Source organism: Acinetobacter sp. TGL-Y2, from assembly GCF_001612555.1.
Classification (GTDB): domain Bacteria; phylum Pseudomonadota; class Gammaproteobacteria; order Pseudomonadales; family Moraxellaceae; genus Acinetobacter.
The window spans coordinates 3,081,114-3,100,842 of the sequence record NZ_CP015110.1 but is presented as its reverse complement, the minus strand read 5'-3'; the positions used below and the strand labels follow the sequence as shown (position 1 = coordinate 3,100,842).

Sequence of the window (19,729 nt, the reverse complement as noted above, 5' to 3'; positions counted from 1 at the left end):
TTAAAGACATATTTGACAAGGCATAATCATGAATTATTCAATTGATCGAGATTCCAATCGAAGCTTAACTTTGATTTTATATGTGCTCTATATTATTGCCATTTTCTCAGCAGGGATTCTGGCGGTGATTGCACTGATTATTAACTATGTAAAACGAAGCAGTGTGCAAGGCTCAATTTTTGAAAGTCACTTTACCTGGCAAATTCGGACATTTTGGTGGTATCTGATTTGGAATATCATCGCATTTGTGCCGTTTCTTTTCTTATTCCTCACCGGTGAAAACTCCAATGCATTCGCAGGTGTTGCGCTAGGTGCAACCACGTTCTGTGTGACCGTCATCGGTTTGTCTTGGGTCTGGATTGTCTATCGTGCGATTCGAGGGATTATCCGTTTAAATGACAATCAACGCATGTATCAATAGGTTATTTCAGCATGTATGGTTTTCATTCTAATAAGCGGAATGTCGAGATAAGATCCTAATGATCATTGAACATGTGCATTTGAAAATTAAACCCCATCAAAGTGCAGATTTTGAAGCGGCATTTCAGACGGCAAAAACGCTGATTTCGCCGATGCAAGGTTTGAATGCAGTGCAACTGATCAAGCATATTGAACAGCCAGATGCGTATATTTTGATGATCTTTTGGGATCATCTCGAAGACCATACGGGAGGCTTCAGAACATCTGAAGCCTATCAGCACTGGAAAGCATTGTTACATCCATTTTATGCACCCATGCCAAAGGTTGAGTATTATCAACCGTGTATGATGTTGAAAATAAAATGAGTGTCTAAATAAGCCTAGAGAGGCGCTATTTTTTTGAAAAAACTTCGGTTTCCACTCACTTAAAATAACGCCAATCACCACACATAGTCCGCCAAGTAATGCCAGAGCAGGTGCGCTCACCTGCCATACGTCCAAACAGTGCTGCCCAAACAGGCTCAGCTGCATAAATAATAGCGGCTTGTGAAGGATCGACCTGACGCTGTGCCCAGTTCATCACCAATTGAATACAGGCACTGGCGACACCTAGACCGAGCAATACTAAATCAGTTGCCATTCAAAACGAGGTAAAGCTCGTTCTCCGAATATTGGTGCGAGCACAAAACAAAATAATGCTGCAAAAATCAGTTGTAACACCGTGACCCGCTGTAGATTGACCTGTGCTGCAAAATGGCTGATGAGAATAATTTCAAGTGCAATTGCAATAGAACCCAACAGCGTGATGGCTTGACCGAAATTCAGTTGAATGGCAGCGAGGCCATTTCCCGTTAAAAATAGCAAGCCGAAGAAGGCACACAATGCACCCATCCAAGTCATAAAATGGGGTCTTTTTCGAAATAATATCCATAACAGGATGGGAACCAGCGGGACATACAGCGCTGTCAAAAACGCTGACTCACTGCTGCTAATACTTTTTAAGCCAATGGTTTGCGTGCCATAGCCGATCGCAATCAAGGCGCCAATACATGCACCCGCCCCGATTTCTTTGAGGGTAAAACCTTTAAGATGAGGCATTGAAATCAGCATGACCGCAATCGCTGCTGCGGCAAAGCGAAATCCGACAAATAAAATTGGGCTACTAAAATTGAGTCCGTATTGAACGGTAATAAAGCTACCACCCCAAATGATGGTGATGAGTATGAGCGCAAGTTGTGGCACTTTGGCATGTTGAAAGTGAGCGGAGAGAGTAAACATCAAAAGATAACAGTGTGGAGAAAATGAAAGCGCTAGTGTAAAGCAAAGCCAAAAAAAGAGGTCATCAAGACCTCTTTTAAATGATAAGACTATTTTTAAATTTAAACCTGTTTTAAATCCTAAGCCATCGTTTAGATGGCTTGGTCATCCCATAAAGCTTGAGCTTCACGAAGGTTAAGTGTGCCTTCGTAAATTGCACGACCTGTAATCGCACCCAAGATGCCAGGCTGACCCTTAAGGTTGCGTACATCATCAAGGTTGGTGACACCGCCAGAGGCAATGACTGGAAGACCTGAGTAGGTCGCAAGATTCACGGTCTGTTCAATGTTCACGCCTTGCATCATGCCATCACGTGCAATATCGGTATATACGATGCTCGAAACACCGGCATCTGCAAAACGTTTTGCAAGATCAGTGGCTTTAACATCAGTGACATTTGCCCAGCCATCGGTTGCAACCATGCCATTTATGGCATCAATTCCAACAATGATATGACCTGCAAACTTACGACATGCTTCTTCAACAAAAGCAGGGTCTTGAACGGCTTTGGTGCCAATAATCACAAATGAAACACCTGCATCTAAATAATGCTCGATGGTTTCAAGTGAGCGAATACCACCACCAATTTGAATTGGAAGTTCGGGTTGTGCACGTGCAATTGCTTCCACCACAGGTTTGTGGATCGGCGTACCTGCGAAAGCACCATTAAGATCGACCAGATGTAAGCGACGTGCGCCTTCATTCACCCAATGCTGTGCTGTTGCCACTGGATCATCAGAAAATACGGTATCGTCTTCCATACGACCTTGTTTTAAACGGACACATTTACCATCTTTCAGGTCTATTGCAGGGATGATCAGCATGCTTTCGCTCCTTGCCTCATTCTCATTGAATTTAATGAATGTAATCTTAGCAAATAAAATCTGAATCGCTAAACGCAATTGTGCAAATTGCTCAAATTAAACCGCTGTATGGCTACGGCGGTTTAAAGGGCAAGAAGCGTGTTGTTATTCTATGCTATTCATCGCCCGATTCTATTCTTTATATTGTGTCTATCTCCATTTCATTGGGTTTTACCAAAGCATTTTTAGGGCATCTTCAAAGCGGCTTTCCCTTACACATAAGACTGGCTTCGATTGAAGGGAATTAACAAGCTGATTTGACTGATCTGCGCCTAAATCATCAATGTTTGGGTTCAATGAGAAAAGTATTCACTGGCTGGAACTAAACCGTGCTTAATTTCATATCTTTGGGTGCTGAGTTTTGATGCTCTTTTAAGCTTACTGAAGATTATATTTGCGTATTTCAAATTGCATAATGAATTTAAATGAGACGACGTATGACTACGTTTCTGTCTTATTTTAAGCATTATTTTTTTCGGACTCTATATTGAATTTACGCGAAATAGATGGATCCAAAAGCTGTAACTTCATCAGTTTGTTAAAGATCAGCACAGGCGCGTAAGCATCCGCGGCTGCATAGAAGATTTGTTCTACGCTTAAATTTTTCTTTGCCCAATTGGAGGTGCTGATTTTTTTATTTTTCTGAAAATGAACTTGAAACAATAATGCCATGGCATTTTTTACACCCAGTGGATTGTTGATGCCGAATGCAGAAAATGATTTTGCTAAATCGATACTGCCATTGAGTTCAATGCCTTTTTTACGAAATAAATGCGCATCATTTTTTAAACCAAAACCAACTTTGATTTGAGCAGGATTGCAGAGGATCGGTTTCAAAAATTCTAGCGTTTCAGTATTGACTTGAAATAAATAAGCTTTTTCAGCCGTCGCCAATTGAATCAGATGGGGTCCTGTAGAAATCTCGCCCTTAGTGAATGTGGGTTTAGACTCCGTATCGAAACCTAAAAGAACCGCGGCTTTAATGTCAGTTTCAATGCTTTGGCACTGTACTCGTGAAGAAATCAGCAGAATATGTTCAGGCGCGAGATTTCGAAAACGTGGGTAATGACGAATGTCTTCAAGACTGGGGAGGGTATATTCAATAAGCGGATGTTTATGAGGCGGCAGCACAGCAATACTTTTAAGTGATTTGAGATTTAATGTTATAGCAATAAACCCGCGTATAGTGATAGCTTTAATAGAACAACTTAACTCAGTGTTGGTGTAAAACATGGCAAATCAGGATGATGACTTATTTAGTGAAGGTGCAAAACGGATTAAGCAGTTAATCAAAGATAAAAATATCAAACCCACCGATATTGTGAATGCTTTAGGTGTTTCGAAAGACACGGTGTCTAAATGGGTGCAAGAGTCGGCGACACCGAATGCTCAAAGCTTAATTGAGCTGGCAAAATTACTTAGCGTCACTGAACGCTGGATTGCAGAGAGTAAAATTCCGAAAAAAAATGAAAACTCAAAAGACACCAAAACCGATATTTTGCTGACGGAAGCGAGTCCCGATCAATTGATTGCAGAATTAAAATCTCGTTATGCAGCTCTGAATTTGAAAGCTGAGATTAAAATTAATGTTGTGCCTATTGCGGGTGGTTTTGTCTCAAAGGATGGATTTGAAGACTAAAAAGCCCATCCTTTGATGGGCTTAGTTTAAATTATTCTTGAGGTGACTGTTGATATGATTCGCTATAGGGTTGCTGAAGCTGAGCCTGTTGGGCACTTTCAATATACCTTTGATACGCAGGTATTGAAATCGCGGCCAATACGCCTGCTAGAGGAATCATTAAAATATATAGCCAACCCACTATTTTTTCCCAACCTGGGGTAATTCGTGGTGCACCAAAATTATTGCTTCCCGCATCACCTTTAGCGAAAATTAAATATAACGCGAATACAATGTTCAATACGGGAACAAACATTAATAATGACAGCCAACCTGAATGATTACGATCATGTAAGCGGCGGATCATAAAAATAAAAGAAAAATAAATAAATGCAATATAAAGGATCGTTGCAATGATAATAGCGGGAATTGAGAAATTTTCAGGATTTTGTGGATCTATAACAGAGCCAAATATTGCGAACAAAACAACAGCAATGACCATGAAAATAATAGAGCTGATAAATAGCCATGCAAGATAAGATAAGCGACCAAAACGTCCTGATACACGGGTTGGCTTATCTATAGGAAATGCTTGATTCATTTTTAATTAACCTATTTTAAGTTTTAAGCGTTTTTTTAATGTATTGCGCTATGGATCATAGCAAACTTATTATTTTAAAAATACAGGCTGTTTTTACACCAGAAAAAACCCACCGAAGTGGGTTTTCATTATTAAATGTTCCATTCCACAAAGTTTTTCAGCAGTTGTAAGCCTGCGGTATGACTTTTTTCTGGGTGAAACTGTGTCGCAAATAAATTGTCTTGATGAATCGCGGCGCAGAAATCGATACCGTAAGCACACGTCGCTGCAACCAAGTCAGTATTTTTAGGTTCAACATAGAAGCTATGTACAAAGTAAAACCGCGCGTCTTGTTCAATGTCCTTCCACATGGGATGACTCGGATCAGCTTGATGCACTTGATTCCAACCCATATGCGGCACTTTTAAACCTGCCATTTCTGGAAAGTGTTTGACCGTTCCTTCAAAAATGCCTAAGGATTCTGCACCGCCATTTTCCTCAGAGCACTGCATTAAGGCTTGCATGCCGACACAGATGGCCAAAACAGGTTTGTTGAACACGGCGTTTCGCACAACCTCGTCAATACCAGCTTCATGCATACCTTGCATACAGTCACGCATTGCACCGACACCGGGAAATACAATCTTGTCTGCTTGAGCAATCAGTTTCGGATCATTGGTGACATCGACGGTTGCACCGACATGCTCTAATGCTTTCGCGGCAGAGTGCAAATTTCCCATGCCATAATCAAGAAGAGCAATACGGGTCATTACAATGTACCTTTGGTAGACGCCACTGTATTTTCAGCGCGCGGATCAATTTCACATGCCATACGTAGCGCACGTGCAAATGCTTTAAAGGTACATTCAATTTGGTGATGGCTGTTTTTGCCTTTCAAATTGTCAATGTGCAGGGTCATCAGTGAATGATTGACAAAACCTTGGAAGAATTCTGAAAATAAATCGACATCAAAAGTCCCAATACGTGCACGGGTAAACGGAATATCCATCCATAAACCTGGACGACCAGAAAGATCCACCACAACACGGCTGAGTGCTTCATCCAGCGGTGCATAAAAGTGACCGTAGCGCTTCAAACCTTTCTTGTCACCCAATGCTTGCGCGAACGCCTGACCCAATGTGATTCCACAGTCTTCTACTGTATGGTGATCATCAATGTCCAAATCGCCATCACAATGAATATCAATATCAAATAAGCCATGACGCTTGATTTGATCGATCATATGGTCTAAAAATGGAATACCTGTATTGAGGGTGCCTTGACCCGTACCATCAAGATTCACACGAACTCGAATTTTGGTTTCGTTAGTGTTTCTTACCACTTCACTGATACGTTGCGTCATAGACACGTTCCTCAAAAACGTTAAAAATGATGAATGTAGATACTTCGTTGTGACGAAAGCCACAGCATATTAGATTGCTCAGGAGGGTTAATCAATGCCTATTACCGTACATGCGAAAACTTCGATTCAAAATCAAGAAGTTCGTGAACAGCTTGAGCGTTTATATGATACCAGTCCCGAGTTTGGCGATGGTCAGGATGCTATAGAACAACTTGAGCAAAACCTTGCTCAGTATACAGTACTTTATACTGCAGAATTTAATACAAAAATCATTGGCGCAATCTGGGCCACAGGTCAGGGTGAAAGCCGAACGCTTGAAAATATCGTGGTGCACCCCGCAAATCGTGGGCGTGGTGTTGCTGAGCGATTGGTGGGTGAGGTCTGTCGCATGGAAGAAGATAAGGGCGTGAAAAGCTTTGAGCCAGGCTGTGGAGCGATTCACCGCTGTTTAATGAGCTTAGAGAAAATCTAAATCCTTATTGGCACATTGATCGGAGCTAAAACCAGTGGCGAACAGCGCTGGTTTTTTATGGGAAACATTCGAATCTGATCTACTTTTAAGCACTTGATCTTAATAAACTGCCAAAATTGATTTAAAACTAAGCATTTGCACGAAATTAAAGAAAACGGACTTGACGATATCTCGCTGAAACTGTTTAATACGCGTCATCGGCGTGATAGCTCAGTAGGTAGAGCAACGGATTGAAAATCCGTGTGTCCCCAGTTCGATCCTGGGTCTCGCCACCATATTCAAAATCTTTTAAAGATTTCAATCTCTGATCCCATCAGAGATTTTTTTTGGGTAAAATTTATCCGAACGAATAAAAAAGGCGTGAATGTTATTGACTAATAAGCGCAGTTACGGCTTAATACACGGCATCGGCGTGATAGCTCAGTAGGTAGAGCAACGGATTGAAAATCCGTGTGTCCCCAGTTCGATCCTGGGTCTCGCCACCATATTCAAAAAAACCTCAAACGTATGTTTGGGGTTTTTTTATGAGCGAACATTCAGTTGAATCCCAAAAAGACATTTTCCTTTTAAACAAATACTTTTTGTATGGGAAATGAGAGGAAAAATCCTGAAAATCTAGCCATACTTTTTGTATTGTTAGACACAATTAAGGTTTTGAAAATTTTAAAAGCTGTAAAGTGGGTATAAAATAATCGCTATAACAACAAGAATTAAAAAATGAAAGATTTATTCTCAGATTCAAGTGCGTTGTATCAGCAAGCTCGCCCGACCTATCCACATCAAGTGATTGAAGAAATATTAAAGCATGTGTCTTCACAGCAGTTTGCTTGGGATTGTGGTGCAGGCTCAGGTCAATTTACACAGTTGTTGGCGCCTTATTTTGAACAGATAGTGGCAACAGACTTAAGTTCGCAGCAACTACATCAAGCGCCTTATTTTGAAAATGTCAGTTATCAGGTACAACAGGCTGAACAGACTTCATTTGCAGATCAAAGCTTTGATTTGATTAGCGTTGCACAGGCAATTCACTGGTTTAACTTTGAAGAATTTTATAAAGAAGTTAAAAGAACCTTAAAAAAAGATGGCATCTTGGCGGTGATTGGCTATGGTTTGGTCAGAACAGAAGACCCTGAACTGAATATTTTGATTGAATACTTATATCGCAATGTTTTAGGTGAATACTGGGATGCTGAGCGCCAGCATGTGGATCAGTCTTATCAGCGTATTCCCTTTCCTTTTGAGGAGCTTGCAACACCTGAGCTTGATATGCAGCTCAGTTGGTCGACTGCGCAGTTTGTGGGGTATTTAAATACGTGGACAGGACTCAAACATCACCGCACTCAAAACGCTGCTGATGACTATGTCGATCCCTTAACAGCCATCATTGATTATTTAGAAAATAAAAATACTGATGTTGATATTCACTTTCCTGTTTTTTTAAGAATTGGAAAATTAAAGCCCAAACAGAATAAGCAAAGTTATGTGCGTAATCAAACCAAGACCATTTCGATCTTTAAACGAGTCTCTATGGGCTTAAAAGAATGCATGGTGGCCTATACTTAGTCTTTTCATTTTTGATCTTCAATGAGACGTTTACCTAAACACACCACATCAATTTCTTCATAGCCCAGCTGCTCATAAAAGCTATACACATCAATATTTTCTTTACGGATGAGTAGTTGTAGTTTGGGGCAACCTAAGGCAATCAAGCGCTTTTCCAGCTGTTGTATGAGCGCTGTTGCGGTGCCGTTACGTTGATGATGAGGATGCACCGCCAAATAGTTAACCCAACCACGGTGACCATCATAGCCACCCATAAGCGTGGCAATCAATTCTTGATCTTTGACAGCAACCAGGAATAAACCATCTTTCTGAGCAACTTTTCTAAAAATATCAATTTCAGGATTATTCCACGGGCGAGTTAAATCACAGAGCTCCCAAAGCGTAATAATGTCTTCTAAGTCAGAATCTAAATAAGCACGGATAATAAACATAATGGGTAGAATATTCTGGTTGTTGTTATTTTGAGATTAAACCAGTTTTGTATATTTGATAAGCAGATTTAGAGTGATTGAGTCTGCAGGGGAGAGGATGTAGATGTAACGGTGGAAAAGGTTAACTTTCTGATATTGATGTGTTTGCTATGGGACTTGTTTGAATATCATTTTATAAATCAAAAAACGTCCCGAAGGACGTTTTTTGATTGATTCAATTACGCCGTTTTAGCCACAGCTTGATTGGCAAGCATTTGACCTTGCGCTTCAAAGTTTGCATGCCAAGAAAGCGCTTCATTCAGAAGGTGAGGGGTTTGACCGCCACGTTCGCAAGCGCGTGTGAAGTAATCATTCAACGCATCACGGTACATAGGGTGAGCACAGTTATCAATGATTGCACGAGCACGTTCACGCGGTGCAAGACCACGTAAGTCCGCAAGACCTTGTTCTGTAACCAATACATCTACGTCATGACCTGTGTGGTCAATGTGAGAGGCGAATGGAACAACGGAAGAAATATCGCCGCCTTTTGCAATTGATTTGGTCACAAAGATTGCAATGTGGGCGTTACGCGCGAAGTCGCCTGAACCACCAATACCATTCATCATTTTGGTACCGCATACATGCGTTGAGTTTACATTACCGTAAATATCAAACTCAAGCGCAGTATTAATCCCAATAATACCTAAACGACGAACAATTTCAGGGTGGTTTGAAATTTCTTGTGGGCGAAGAACCAATTTGTCTTTGTACGCTTCAAGATTGTTAAATACTTTTTCGCCGTATTTAGCAGAAAGTGTAATTGAACTTCCTGAAGCAAACTTCATTTTACCTGCATCGATTAATTCAAAGGTACAGTCTTGAAGAACTTCGGAGTACATGATCAAGTCTTCAAAGTTTGAATCTTTAAGACCGGTCAAAACAGCATTGGCAATAGAACCAATACCTGCTTGTAATGGACCTAAGCTTCTTGGTAAACGCTCTTCTGCCACTTCTTTTTCAAAGAATGCGATCAAGTGATTGGCAATGCCTTGAGTCTCATCATCTGGTTCAGTGACAGTTGATGGTGAGTCATGGAATTCACTGTTGATCACGATACCGACAATTTTAGACGGATCGATGTTAATCGCTTGGGTACCAATACGCTGATCCACTTCAGTCAATGGAATAGGCTGACGTGTTGGGCGATACGACGGAATATAAATATCGTGTAAGCCTTCAAATGCAGGGCTTAAGTTGGTATTGATTTCAACAATTACTTTTTCAGCAAAAATTGCGAAGCTTGCAGAGTTGCCTACAGATGTGGTCGGAATAATGCCGCCATCTTCAGTGATCGCAATAGCTTCAATAATTGCGATATCTGGCTTTTTCAGTTGCTGGTTACGCATTTGTTCAACGGTTTCAGATAAATGCTGATCGATGAACATCACTTCGCCTTTGTTGATGGCTTTACGTAAAGTGTTGTCGACTTGAAATGGAAGACGACGTGCCAATACACCCGCTTCAACCAACTTCTTATCTAGGTCATTACCTAAAGATGCACCTGTAATTAAGGTGATTTTAAGTGGATTAGTTTGCGCACGTTTAACCAATGCCAACGGAACAGCTTTTGCTTCACCGGCACGAGTAAAACCACTCATACCTACAGTCATGCCATCTTCAATAAAAGCGGATGCATCTTCTGCGCTGATGACTTTACCGTGAAGTGATGCTAAACGGATACGATCTAATGACATGGTTTACTCTCTTGATATTCTGGATCTGGCACCGATTGTACCGATCACGAGGCACATTGTGCATACCTGTTAGGCTAAGGTCTAATTTTTTCATAAAATGTGGGTATAAGAGTTTTTGATGATTTTTAAGTATTTGATATTAAATATCTTAAATGGTGCTGAGCAATCATTAGACAAAATTAAATGTTCAATAATTACTCAAACTTAAAAGCGATCAGAGAGGGTTTGCTTGAGTTTGTTTAAGGGGCTATTGCTCGAAATTTCAACAGCTTGAGTGGGTATAAGCGGTAAGGAAATAATGGCTTCAAGTCCACCTTCAGCATGATTATGAATAATCAATTCACCTTGGTGTAGATCAACAATTCGTTTCACAATGGCTAAACCCAGTCCACTGCCTTGGATGGTTCTGGCTTCATTGCCCCGAACGAAGGGTTGCATCAAGGCTTCAATTTGATCTTCTGGAATGCCTTCACCATGATCAGCAACACTAATTTTGATGTGCTGATCTTCAATATGTGCGGAAATTTCAATCGGCTCTGCACCATAACGTTTAGAATTGTTGATTAAATTACCAATTAAGCGTTTTAAAGACAGTGTTCGCGCTGTAATCAGGGGGAGTTCTTGTGCGGTGAATCGAATATCGAGGGGCTTAAATTGAATCACCAGTTCTTGTAATACAGTATTAAGGTTGGTTTCTTGGGGTTCTTCGTCCGAACCATCCCGCATATAGGAGATGAACTGATTTAAAATCGCATCCATATCTTCGACATCATAAATCAAACCTTCTTTTAAAAAGTCATCATCGGGCATCATTTCTGCGCTCAATCGAATACGGGTGAGCGGTGTACGTAAATCATGTGAGATCCCAGCAAGCATGATCTGGCGGTCACGTTCCGTTTGCTCCAAGGTATAAATCATATGATTAAAGGCTTGGTTGACTTGACGAATTTCGAGTGGCCCGTGGTTGGTTTCTAAATACGGTGCTTTACCTGTTTTACTATAATTATTGGCAGCATTTTGTAGACGACGTAAGGGGCGATTGAGCTGGCGGACTAAAGTTAAAATAATGGCCGCTGAAATAAGAGGTACACCCAATAGCCATGCCAGAATCAGTTCAGGGCTATAGTTGGCATAGGTTTTTAACGGTTCTTGCACCCAATTACCCTTCATTTCAGGGGTTTGAATCCAAATGCGAGGGCTCGGTTTAAACTGGAAATAAACTGTAACATTGGGTACGTCTAATTCTTTAACCAGTTTTTCTTCGATTTGATTGGTAAAAAATTCTGCAATGAACTTTTCACGCTGATTCGGATATTCTTTCGGGTCAGTGACGTACTCTATGCCGACACGTTGTTTCAGCCATTCGTCTGTATCAAGTTCTTGGCCGCCATGAAATATTCTGAGTTCAGGGTTATTAATAATTTCGAGTTCAACTGCGAGGAAGCGCGCATGTTGCTGAATTTCAGGTAAGTACAGTGTTTTCCAAAAAAACCACAATGACATGAACAGGCTGAAAAACACGACAAAAAGAACCAATACCGTGGTACGCATGGCCGCAGAGCGCGGTTTAATTTTGTCTAGAAAGCGTTCCCACTTGGTCCGTTTCCTTTCGGAGTAGGTTTCAAAGTCATTGAATTTTTGTGGGTCAACCGGTTCTAGTTTCACACATGATTCCTGTGGCATTAATGTGATGAGATTTAAAAAAGAGATTACAAGAGTGAAATTTAAAATTATTTTATTTAATCAAAGTATGTTTAACCTTCGGTTCGACCTACTTTTGTTTTGGCAAAAGTAGGCAAAACCATTTTCATTCGCAAAACTCGGCATCTAGCAATAAATATAGATATTCATCGCAGAAACATTAATGTTTTTATTGCATTCTGCCTCAGACAGTTGCGAATGATTCTCCGCGAAATAAGAGAGGGTAAGCTCCTATTTTGGCTAAAGAATAAAAGGAATTATTCAGCACCATCTGGAACGAAGACATAACCCACGCCCCAAACTGTTTGGATATAACGTGCGCGTGCAGGATTTTCTTCAATCAAACGACGAAGACGAGACACTTGAACATCAATTGAACGCTCCATTGCGCCCCATTCACGACCGCGAGCTAAATTCATCAGCTTGTCGCGAGTGAGGGGTTCACGTGGATGCTGTACCAATGCTTTAAGTACCGCAAACTCACCTGTGGTTAAGGTGACGACTTGACCTTCACGAGTCAATGTACGCGTAGACAAATCTAGTGACCACGGACCAAAAGACACCACTTCCACATTTTGACTAGGTGCACCTGGTACTTCACGTACTTGACGACGAAGGACAGCGCGAATACGTGCCAACAATTCATTTGGATTAAATGGTTTTGGCAAATAATCATCTGCACCTGCTTCTAAACCCGCAATACGGTCAGAATCACTACCACGAGCGGTGAGCATGATAATCGGTGTATCAATATTGGAATTGCGTAAACGACGGCAAATGCTTAGACCATCTTCAACCGGTAACATAAAATCGAGCACGATCAAAGAGAACAACTCACGTTGTAATAAACGATCCATTTGTGTCGCGTCATGAGCCGTTTTAACCACAAAACCTTTATCTTCTAAAAAGCGCTGCAAAAGGGTACGTAAACGCACATCATCATCGACAACTAAAATGCGTTCGACGCGGTCAGTTTCATTGTGTACAACATCTGTATTTTCAGCAGGTACAACCAAACTCATGATGCACTCCCTTTAAAGTTGTATTTATAAATATTCGTTAGTCTCAGTATAAAGCCTAAGTTCTTGTTATGACTATGTATCAATTTGCTCAAAATTACAATTTTAACTGTGCTTTGAAACCAAATAACAACATCTTCAAAAGGGCTTTATATTCAATTATGTTGATAAAGAATCCTGAGCCAGTTTTATAATCTTGAAACCCTACAATATGTCTTTAAATAGATGTTTCTTTTTAATAATTGGTTTTTATGGTGATTAAAAGCACAACTTGAGTAGAGGTAACAAGATTTAAATTTTTTTCTTGAGTTTGTGAAAGAAATAAATGAATTTTAAATGACAAAAAATGATTTTATGCTTTTGCCATGAAACTGTGACAAATCAATGCTAAGTTGTAAATTTAGCGCTGAAAATGGCTTGAAAAAATAGTTTTATCAAAATTTTCATTGTAAATATTCAAAACAACTGTGGATTTTATGGTCTCGGTCTTTATAATCACTAACTTTTAGTCCTTATCCTTGTGGAATTTAACACGATGACTGACTTAGTTCAGCAGTTGGCAAGTGAACTTGCCGTACGTCCAAACCAAGTAGAAGCTGCCATTAAGCTGATTGATGAAGGTTCTAGTGTTCCATTTATCGCACGTTACCGTAAAGAAGTAACGCAGGGCTTGGACGATACGCAATTACGCCAGCTCGATACGCGCTTAACGTATTTACGTGATTTATTTGAACGCCGTGAGAAAGTTCTTGAATCACTTAAAGAACAAGATAAATTGTCAGATGACTTATTGGCACGCATTAATGCTGTTGAAACCAAAAATGCATTAGAAGAAATTTACGCACCGTACCGTCCAAAACGGACCAGTAAATCATTCAAGGCAAGAGAAGCGGGCCTAGGGCCAATAGCGACAACAATTCTTGCTGAAAATGTTGAGCCTGCTGAAGCGTTGGCAGGTTTTAGTCATGAAGACTATGCAGACCTTGAAAGCCAACTCGATGCCATTCAGCATATCATCATTGATGATTGGGCACAAAATATTGGTTTAACCACCGAATTAAAATCTACATTTGCAAAAACAGCGATGCTTAAAAGCTTGGTGGCAAGTGACGAGAAAAAAGAAGTCGGTAAAAAATTCCGTGATTACTTCGATTTCTCTGAAAACTTAAATAAAGTGCCTTCACATCGTTTACTTGCGATGTTACGTGGTCGTCAAGAAAACGTATTGGGTTTAAAAGTAGAAGGTCAAGACGATGCGCCACTTGCACGTATTGAAACTGAATACTCACTTGAAACAGTTCAGCCACAAGCACGCCAAGATTTCTTAAAGCAAACAGCAAAATTATTTTGGCTGGGTAAGGTTCGTCCGCAAATCGAACATTCTTTGCTGACTGAAAAGCGTTTAAATGCTGAAGCTGAAGCAATGGACGTCTTTGCAGAAAACTTACGTCATTTGCTGTTGTCTGCACCTGCAGGCGCGCGTACCACTTTGGGTGTTGACCCGGGTATCCGTACTGGCGTGAAATTGGCTGTTGTCAATGCATCGGGTGATGTACTTGCGCACAGCACAATCTATCCATTTGCACCGAAAGAAGACAAAGCCGGTTCACTGGCTGAGCTTGAGAGTTTATGCCGTGAATTCAATGTCGATTTAGTTGCCATTGGTAATGGAACTGCTAGCCGCGAAACTGAAAGCTTAGTGGCTGAAATGATGGCTACACATACAGATTTGAATTTAACCCGCGTTTCTGTATCTGAAGCGGGTGCATCTGTGTATTCGGCATCCGAACTTGCATCAAATGAGCTGCCTGATTTAGACGTGTCTATCCGTGGTGCAGTGTCTATTGCACGTCGTTTACAAGATCCACTGGCTGAACTTGTAAAAATTGATCCAAAATCGATTGGTGTAGGTCAATATCAACATGACGTCAACCAAACAGGTTTAGCGAAAATGCTTGAGACTGTGGTTGAAGACTGTGTGAACTCTGTGGGTGTTGATGTCAATACAGCATCATCTGCAATTTTGGGTTATATCGCAGGTTTGAACAAATCAATCGCACAGCAGATTGTTGAATTCCGTAAAGAAAATGGTCGTTTTGACAACCGTCAGGCACTTAAAAATGTACCGCGTTTAGGCGAGCGTACTTTTGAGCAAGCGGCTGGTTTCTTGCGTATTCAAGATGGCTCAGAGCCACTCGATGCCTCTGCGGTTCATCCTGAATCATATGCACTGGTCAGCAAAATTGTTGAAGCGAAAGCGACGACTGTAAAAGATATCATTGGCAATACTGAAATCATTCGTCAGGTGAATGCAGAAGAATTTGCAGATGACAAATTTGGTCTTCCCACCATCAAAGATGTTCTTTCTGAGCTTGAAAAACCGGGTCGTGATCCACGTCCTGAGTTCCGTACAGCGAAGTTCCGTGATGACATTAAAGATGTTGCGCAGTTAACTGAAGGCTTACAGCTTGAAGGTGTGATCACCAATGTCACTAACTTCGGTGCTTTTGTTGATATCGGTGTTCATCAAGATGGTTTGGTTCATATTTCTGAGCTTGCCAATGAATTTGTATCGGATCCACATAAAATTGTGAAACCCGGTCAAATTGTTCAAGTACGTGTATTGCAAGTCGATACTGAACGTAACCGTGTGAACTTGTCTATGCGTCCTGAAGGTTCTGAAGCACCGCGTCAGCCACGTCGTGAGCCTGTAAATGGTGAACAACGTACTGAACGTAAGCCACAAGCGAAACGTCCTCAGCAAGCACGCCCTCAAGGTGATCGTCCGCAACAGAATAAGAAGCCACAATCTACTAAACCTCAAGAGCAAAAAATTGGTGGTTTGGGTGCATTGTTACTTCAAGCAGGGATTAAAGGTTCGAAATAATCTTTAACTGCTCAATAAAAAACCTCCCCATTGGGAGGTTTTTTATACATGATTAATTGATCAGTGGAACAATCCAACTGGTAATAATCAGCAAGATTCCAAAATGTCCGAGCTTGCGAGAAACCTTAACGAAAATCGGTGCAGGTTGCTCCAATTTACTGGCGTAGTCCTGTAAGTTTTGAGCATTTGTACTGCGACTGTGCCAAAGAAAAACGGCCAAATCGATACAAACTAAAATAGTCCCGATATTTGCGACAATATCCATAATTTCATATTGTTGAAGGTAAACGCTCACTCCAACTTGATAGCAAAGATACAGTGCAAAAGTGATAGAAACATACTGCAGTATTAAAGCAAAAATTCGCATATTTCAATAAAGACAAAAAGAGATGGGTGTTTTATAACATAAAATTTCATCCCTTAAGTTATTAACAGCTGTTCAAGTGGGCATTTGAAAAAAGATCAACGTATTCAACCCTATGCTCAATTGACTAAAGGTAACCCATGGGTTTTGTGATTTTATTAATGGTTTATCAGCCAAGTTTAGATCCAAAAAACCTCCCAATTAGAAGGTTTTTTATTGATAACAATTAAAATGAATTAATACTGTGAGTGTTGAATCGCATTGGATTTACGGGCAGTTTTAAGGTGAATAGATTTGAATGCTACTGCTTCACGAATATTGAGACTGAGCCAAGTCGAGACTAAAGCTAAAGATAATTGGAACAATGTATCTACAGAATACTGTTGAGATTGAATCATTTGAAAGAAATTTATGCTAAATAAAACTGCACAGAGTATAAAAAAACCTTTAAACAGATATATTTGCTTCATGCACCATACCCTCGATTTTGCCCTATTATTGTCAGATTATTTTGGCGGTTAATTCTTAAAGAAAAATTAAAAAAAGCGCCTAAATTGTAACAGTTTTTATTGTTGGGAATGTAAGAGGCATAATAAAACCTCCTAAAGAGGAGGCTTTATTGAGAGCTGGCTAGTTTAAATTACCAGTGTTCACCTGGGAACAAACGTGCATACGCTTTTTGGATAATATTGAGTTTCTCTTGCTGACCTATAGATGCTGTTGAGCTTGGGAAGAGGTTATAACCAATCGACATAAGTTTATTGTTAATATCAGGCGCAATTGAATAGGTAATTGAGGCTAAACGGCCCAAACCTGTCGCAATCTTCTTCGGACGCTTGACCACAGCCAATGCAATTAAATCTGCTGCTTGCTCAGGCGTCAGGGCAGGGACGTATTTATACATTTTGGTCGGTGCAATCATTGGTGTTCTGACAAGTGGCATATACACCGAAGTAATCGCAATTTTATGAGAATGCACTTCTGCTGATAGACAGCGACTAAAAGCATCCAGTGCTGCTTTTGATGCCACATAAGCCGAAAAGCGTGTGGCATTGGCCAACACACCAATCGAGCTGATGTTGATGATTTGACCTGCTTTACGCTCCATCATTTGCGGGAGTATATTTAAAATTAAACGCACCGAACCGAAATAATTCAGCTGCATTGTACGTTCAAAGTCATGGAAGCGATCTGTCGATTCATGCACTGCACGGCGAATAGAGCGCCCCGCGTTATTAATTAAAATATCAATATGATCTACAGTGCTTAGAATTTTTTTCGACACATCATCAATGGCATACATGTCATTCAAATCACAAGGGAAAATAGTGGCTTTGCCACCTTTGGCTTCAATATCAAATTTGGCTTCAGCGAGTGCTTCTTCAGTACGTGCAACCAATAGAACATGCGCACCAGCATCTGCAAGTTTATGTGCCACCGTTAAGCCAATTCCACTTGATGCGCCAGTGATCAAAACCACTTTGCCATGTACTTTGCGTTGAAAAAGCTGTTCTAATTTTTTATTCATTCACGTTTCCCTTCCAGAGATGAAATCAAATTTTGCTCTATTTTTTGTATGATTTGGAGGTCTTTGACCAAGCAAGACAGGCATACACCATAGGCGGATAATAGCGAAAACCAAAAAAAATACTAGGAATAAGTCTATGAATTTACAAATTATTTTAGAGTAATTGCTCTAATTTATTGTTCTTAGATATGCTGTTTTGATCAATATATTCTAGTTATTGTCTAAAGTAAAATAATACAAAGCTTCATCTTGAAACTTTGTATTTGAGACTCTATTTTATTGGGGCTTATTAAGGCTGAGGTATTTAATTAAACCTGTGCCAACGCTTGCTCTAAATCTGCAATTAAATCATCTGCATGTTCAATCCCCACAGACAGGCGCACCATATCAATGCTGACACCTGCGGCTTTGAGTTCAGCTTCATTGAGTTGTCGATGCGTGGTGGTTGCAGGATGGCAGGCCAAGCTCTTCGCGTCGCCAATGTTTACAAGGCGAGTAAACAATTGCAGCGCATCAATAAAACGTGTGCCACCAGCAAGCCCATCTTGCACCCCGAAGGTTAAAATAGCTGAGGGTTTGCCTTTGACATATTTCTGTGCCAATGCATGCTCTGAATGGTCTTTAAGTCCTGCATAATTGACCCATTTTACTTTGGAATGGGCTTTTAAATAGGTCGCGACTTTGAGTGCATTTTCAGTATGGCGCTCCATACGCAAACTTAAAGTTTCTAAGCCTTGTAAGATCAAAAATACATTATGTGGGCTAATGGCTGCTCCCGTATTACGTAAAGGCACCACGCGGGCGCGTGCAATGAAAGCGGCCTCACCTAAAGCCTCGACATAGTTGACGCCGTGATAACTTGGATCTGGGGTATTCAGCACTTTGAAACGTTCAGGATATTTGCCCCAAGGGAACTTACCACTGTCGACGATAATGCCGCCAATGGAGTTGCCATGACCGCCAATATATTTGGTCAGTGAATGCACGATGATATCTGCACCAAACTCAAACGATTTTTGCAGTATCGGCGTGGCCACTGTATTGTCGACCACCACAGGAATCCCATACTCATGCGCAATTTTCGAGATCGCTTCTAAATCAATAATATTACCCAGTGGGTTACCAATCGATTCGACAAAAACTAATTTGGTTTTATCATCAATCAAGCCACGAAGGGCTTCAGGGTCTTGGTAGTCAAAAAAGCGTACTTCGATGCCTTGTTTGGGTAGGGTATGCGCAAATAAGTTGTAGGTGCCCCCGTAAAGCGTGGAGACAGACGCAATATTATCACCTGCCTCAGCAATGGTTTGAATGGTATAGGTAATCGCAGCCATGCCTGAAGCCAATGCTAACGCACCAATTCCACCCTCTAAGGCAGCCACACGTTGCTCAAGCACTGCAGTGGTCGGATTCATAATCCGTGTGTAAATATTGCCCTGAACTTTTAAATCGAACAGGTCCGCACCGTGCTGCGTGCTATCAAAAGAATAGGATGTAGTTTGATAAATCGGAACAGCCACGGCTTTGGTGGTGGGCTCTGGGCTATATCCTGCATGAATTGCAAGGGTTTCGTCTTTATACGTCATAATAGTGTCATTGTTTTCGGTTGATTATTGCTCAAATATAGCATTTCAATCGAAAAATGAAATTTATATATTATTGAAAAATTTATCTAATTTTTGAATATCGGTATTTTGAAGTCGGTGCTTTGAAAATGGAGCGTTGAAACAGCATTGTTTATTTTTTAAACATGTAAGATTGCATTGAAGATGCTGTTCATACCTTATGTTTTTAGCGTATTCATCGTATAATGCTCGGCAATTATTTGTTCGCTGCTGTATCTATTGCGAATGTTGGTTTTTCTATAG

General features: G+C 40.6%; 19 protein-coding genes, 2 tRNA genes and 1 pseudogene. 8 read left to right on the top strand and 14 right to left on the bottom strand.

Annotated features, from left to right (window positions below; all coding sequences use genetic code 11):
* The first annotated feature begins 28 nt into the window (after positions 1 to 28).
* Together AMD27_RS14830 and AMD27_RS14825 are read left to right on the top strand one after the other, a co-directional pair.
* Positions 29 to 421, top strand: a complete 393-nt coding sequence (locus tag AMD27_RS14830; RefSeq protein WP_067661928.1) for a DUF4870 family protein — start codon at positions 29 to 31, stop codon at positions 419 to 421.
* Between the two features lie 58 nt (positions 422 to 479).
* A complete protein-coding gene (locus AMD27_RS14825; protein ID WP_067661926.1) occupies positions 480 to 785 on the top strand; it encodes an antibiotic biosynthesis monooxygenase family protein in 306 nt (101 codons plus the stop codon).
* 30 nt (positions 786 to 815) lie between these two features.
* On the opposite strand, the pseudogene AMD27_RS14820 reads toward AMD27_RS14825, so the two are convergent.
* The 3 genes and pseudogenes from AMD27_RS14820 to AMD27_RS14810 all read right to left on the bottom strand — a co-directional run.
* Positions 816 to 1,697 (bottom strand): annotated as a pseudogene (locus AMD27_RS14820) (DMT family transporter); the annotation flags it as partial.
* Positions 1,698 to 1,828: 131 nt separating this feature from the next.
* The gene (gene hisA, locus AMD27_RS14815; protein WP_067661924.1) at positions 1,829 to 2,560 is read right to left on the bottom strand and encodes a 1-(5-phosphoribosyl)-5-[(5-phosphoribosylamino)methylideneamino]imidazole-4-carboxamide isomerase; all 732 of its coding nucleotides are present in this window, start codon (positions 2,558 to 2,560) and stop codon (positions 1,829 to 1,831) included.
* 498 nt (positions 2,561 to 3,058) lie between these two features.
* Positions 3,059 to 3,730 (bottom strand): 3'-5' exonuclease, encoded by a 672-nt coding sequence (locus AMD27_RS14810; RefSeq protein WP_228140672.1) that lies wholly within the window; start codon positions 3,728 to 3,730, stop codon positions 3,059 to 3,061.
* Between the two features lie 100 nt (positions 3,731 to 3,830).
* On the opposite strand from AMD27_RS14810, the gene AMD27_RS14805 reads away from it, so the two are divergent.
* Positions 3,831 to 4,238, top strand: a complete 408-nt coding sequence (locus AMD27_RS14805) for a helix-turn-helix domain-containing protein (protein ID WP_067661921.1) — start codon at positions 3,831 to 3,833, stop codon at positions 4,236 to 4,238.
* Between the two features lie 31 nt (positions 4,239 to 4,269).
* Here the strand turns inward: AMD27_RS14805 and AMD27_RS14800 are convergent, their stop codons facing one another.
* The 3 genes from AMD27_RS14800 to hisB form a co-directional block, all read right to left on the bottom strand.
* Positions 4,270 to 4,818 carry a DUF805 domain-containing protein gene (locus AMD27_RS14800; RefSeq protein WP_067661919.1) on the bottom strand — a complete coding sequence of 183 codons (549 nt, stop codon included), beginning with the start codon at positions 4,816 to 4,818 and terminating at the stop codon, positions 4,270 to 4,272.
* A 131-nt stretch (positions 4,819 to 4,949) separates the two neighbouring features.
* Entirely contained in the window at positions 4,950 to 5,567 is a 618-nt protein-coding gene (hisH, locus tag AMD27_RS14795; protein ID WP_067661917.1) for an imidazole glycerol phosphate synthase subunit HisH, read from the bottom strand.
* Entirely contained in the window at positions 5,567 to 6,160 is a 594-nt protein-coding gene (gene hisB / locus AMD27_RS14790; protein ID WP_067661914.1) for an imidazoleglycerol-phosphate dehydratase HisB, read from the bottom strand. The genes hisH and hisB overlap by 1 nt, the downstream gene beginning before the upstream one ends.
* 94 nt (positions 6,161 to 6,254) lie before the next feature.
* On the opposite strand from hisB, the gene AMD27_RS14785 reads away from it, so the two are divergent.
* The 4 genes from AMD27_RS14785 to AMD27_RS14770 all read left to right on the top strand — a co-directional run bounded on the left by AMD27_RS14785 (position 6,255) and on the right by AMD27_RS14770 (position 8,195).
* Positions 6,255 to 6,632 carry a GNAT family N-acetyltransferase gene (locus tag AMD27_RS14785; protein WP_067661912.1) on the top strand — a complete coding sequence of 126 codons (378 nt, stop codon included), beginning with the start codon at positions 6,255 to 6,257 and terminating at the stop codon, positions 6,630 to 6,632.
* Between the two features lie 199 nt (positions 6,633 to 6,831).
* Positions 6,832 to 6,907 (top strand) — tRNA-Phe (locus tag AMD27_RS14780).
* A gap of 134 nt (positions 6,908 to 7,041) precedes the next feature.
* A tRNA-Phe gene (locus AMD27_RS14775) sits at positions 7,042 to 7,117 on the top strand.
* A 232-nt stretch (positions 7,118 to 7,349) separates the two neighbouring features.
* Positions 7,350 to 8,195 (top strand): class I SAM-dependent methyltransferase, encoded by an 846-nt coding sequence (locus AMD27_RS14770; RefSeq protein WP_081405983.1) that lies wholly within the window; start codon positions 7,350 to 7,352, stop codon positions 8,193 to 8,195.
* A gap of 5 nt (positions 8,196 to 8,200) precedes the next feature.
* Here AMD27_RS14770 and AMD27_RS14765 read toward each other — a convergent pair whose 3' ends face one another.
* The 4 genes from AMD27_RS14765 to ompR all read right to left on the bottom strand — a co-directional run bounded on the left by AMD27_RS14765 (position 8,201) and on the right by ompR (position 13,085).
* On the bottom strand, positions 8,201 to 8,626 hold the full coding sequence (locus AMD27_RS14765; RefSeq protein ID WP_067661910.1) for a GNAT family acetyltransferase: 426 nt from the start codon (positions 8,624 to 8,626) through the stop codon (positions 8,201 to 8,203).
* Positions 8,627 to 8,844: 218 nt separating this feature from the next.
* A complete protein-coding gene (locus AMD27_RS14760) occupies positions 8,845 to 10,362 on the bottom strand; it encodes an acetyl-CoA hydrolase/transferase family protein (RefSeq protein WP_067661908.1) in 1,518 nt (505 codons plus the stop codon).
* A 204-nt stretch (positions 10,363 to 10,566) separates the two neighbouring features.
* Positions 10,567 to 12,027, bottom strand: a complete 1,461-nt coding sequence (locus tag AMD27_RS14755) for an ATP-binding protein (RefSeq protein WP_067661906.1) — start codon at positions 12,025 to 12,027, stop codon at positions 10,567 to 10,569.
* A gap of 293 nt (positions 12,028 to 12,320) precedes the next feature.
* Positions 12,321 to 13,085: a two-component system response regulator OmpR gene (gene ompR / locus AMD27_RS14750; protein ID WP_067661904.1), complete on the bottom strand. Its 765-nt coding sequence runs from the start codon at positions 13,083 to 13,085 to the stop codon at positions 12,321 to 12,323.
* 532 nt (positions 13,086 to 13,617) lie between these two features.
* Between ompR and AMD27_RS14745 the strand changes: the two genes are divergently transcribed.
* Entirely contained in the window at positions 13,618 to 15,969 is a 2,352-nt protein-coding gene (locus AMD27_RS14745) for a Tex family protein (RefSeq protein WP_067661902.1), read from the top strand.
* Between the two features lie 52 nt (positions 15,970 to 16,021).
* Here AMD27_RS14745 and AMD27_RS14740 read toward each other — a convergent pair whose 3' ends face one another.
* The 4 genes from AMD27_RS14740 to AMD27_RS14725 all read right to left on the bottom strand — a co-directional run bounded on the left by AMD27_RS14740 (position 16,022) and on the right by AMD27_RS14725 (position 19,447).
* Positions 16,022 to 16,336, bottom strand: a complete 315-nt coding sequence (locus AMD27_RS14740; protein ID WP_067661901.1) for a hypothetical protein — start codon at positions 16,334 to 16,336, stop codon at positions 16,022 to 16,024.
* Between the two features lie 233 nt (positions 16,337 to 16,569).
* Positions 16,570 to 16,803 carry a hypothetical protein gene (locus AMD27_RS14735; RefSeq protein ID WP_067661900.1) on the bottom strand — a complete coding sequence of 78 codons (234 nt, stop codon included), beginning with the start codon at positions 16,801 to 16,803 and terminating at the stop codon, positions 16,570 to 16,572.
* Between the two features lie 170 nt (positions 16,804 to 16,973).
* Complete coding sequence (locus tag AMD27_RS14730; RefSeq protein WP_067661898.1) at positions 16,974 to 17,861, bottom strand: SDR family NAD(P)-dependent oxidoreductase; 888 nt, start codon at positions 17,859 to 17,861, stop codon at positions 16,974 to 16,976.
* A gap of 308 nt (positions 17,862 to 18,169) precedes the next feature.
* A complete protein-coding gene (locus AMD27_RS14725; protein ID WP_067661896.1) occupies positions 18,170 to 19,447 on the bottom strand; it encodes an O-acetylhomoserine aminocarboxypropyltransferase/cysteine synthase family protein in 1,278 nt (425 codons plus the stop codon).
* Positions 19,448 to 19,729: the final 282 nt, after the last annotated feature.

Bases quoted from the DNA above. Each gene is read 5' to 3' on its own strand.
- AMD27_RS14830 (WP_067661928.1), top strand. From the start codon at position 29: ATGAATTATTCAATTGATCGAGATTCCAATCGAAGCTTAACTTTGATT.
- AMD27_RS14825 (WP_067661926.1), top strand. From the start codon at position 480: ATGATCATTGAACATGTGCATTTGAAAATTAAACCCCATCAAAGTGCA.
- hisA (WP_067661924.1), bottom strand. From the start codon at position 2,560: ATGCTGATCATCCCTGCAATAGACCTGAAAGATGGTAAATGTGTCCGT.
- AMD27_RS14805 (WP_067661921.1), top strand. From the start codon at position 3,831: ATGGCAAATCAGGATGATGACTTATTTAGTGAAGGTGCAAAACGGATT.
- AMD27_RS14800 (WP_067661919.1), bottom strand. From the start codon at position 4,818: ATGAATCAAGCATTTCCTATAGATAAGCCAACCCGTGTATCAGGACGT.
- hisH (WP_067661917.1), bottom strand. From the start codon at position 5,567: ATGACCCGTATTGCTCTTCTTGATTATGGCATGGGAAATTTGCACTCT.
- hisB (WP_067661914.1), bottom strand. From the start codon at position 6,160: ATGACGCAACGTATCAGTGAAGTGGTAAGAAACACTAACGAAACCAAA.
- AMD27_RS14785 (WP_067661912.1), top strand. From the start codon at position 6,255: ATGCCTATTACCGTACATGCGAAAACTTCGATTCAAAATCAAGAAGTT.
- AMD27_RS14770 (WP_081405983.1), top strand. From the start codon at position 7,350: ATGAAAGATTTATTCTCAGATTCAAGTGCGTTGTATCAGCAAGCTCGC.
- AMD27_RS14765 (WP_067661910.1), bottom strand. From the start codon at position 8,626: ATGTTTATTATCCGTGCTTATTTAGATTCTGACTTAGAAGACATTATT.
- AMD27_RS14760 (WP_067661908.1), bottom strand. From the start codon at position 10,362: ATGTCATTAGATCGTATCCGTTTAGCATCACTTCACGGTAAAGTCATC.
- ompR (WP_067661904.1), bottom strand. From the start codon at position 13,085: ATGAGTTTGGTTGTACCTGCTGAAAATACAGATGTTGTACACAATGAA.
- AMD27_RS14745 (WP_067661902.1), top strand. From the start codon at position 13,618: ATGACTGACTTAGTTCAGCAGTTGGCAAGTGAACTTGCCGTACGTCCA.
- AMD27_RS14740 (WP_067661901.1), bottom strand. From the start codon at position 16,336: ATGCGAATTTTTGCTTTAATACTGCAGTATGTTTCTATCACTTTTGCA.
- AMD27_RS14735 (WP_067661900.1), bottom strand. From the start codon at position 16,803: ATGAAGCAAATATATCTGTTTAAAGGTTTTTTTATACTCTGTGCAGTT.
- AMD27_RS14730 (WP_067661898.1), bottom strand. From the start codon at position 17,861: ATGAATAAAAAATTAGAACAGCTTTTTCAACGCAAAGTACATGGCAAA.
- AMD27_RS14725 (WP_067661896.1), bottom strand. From the start codon at position 19,447: ATGACGTATAAAGACGAAACCCTTGCAATTCATGCAGGATATAGCCCA.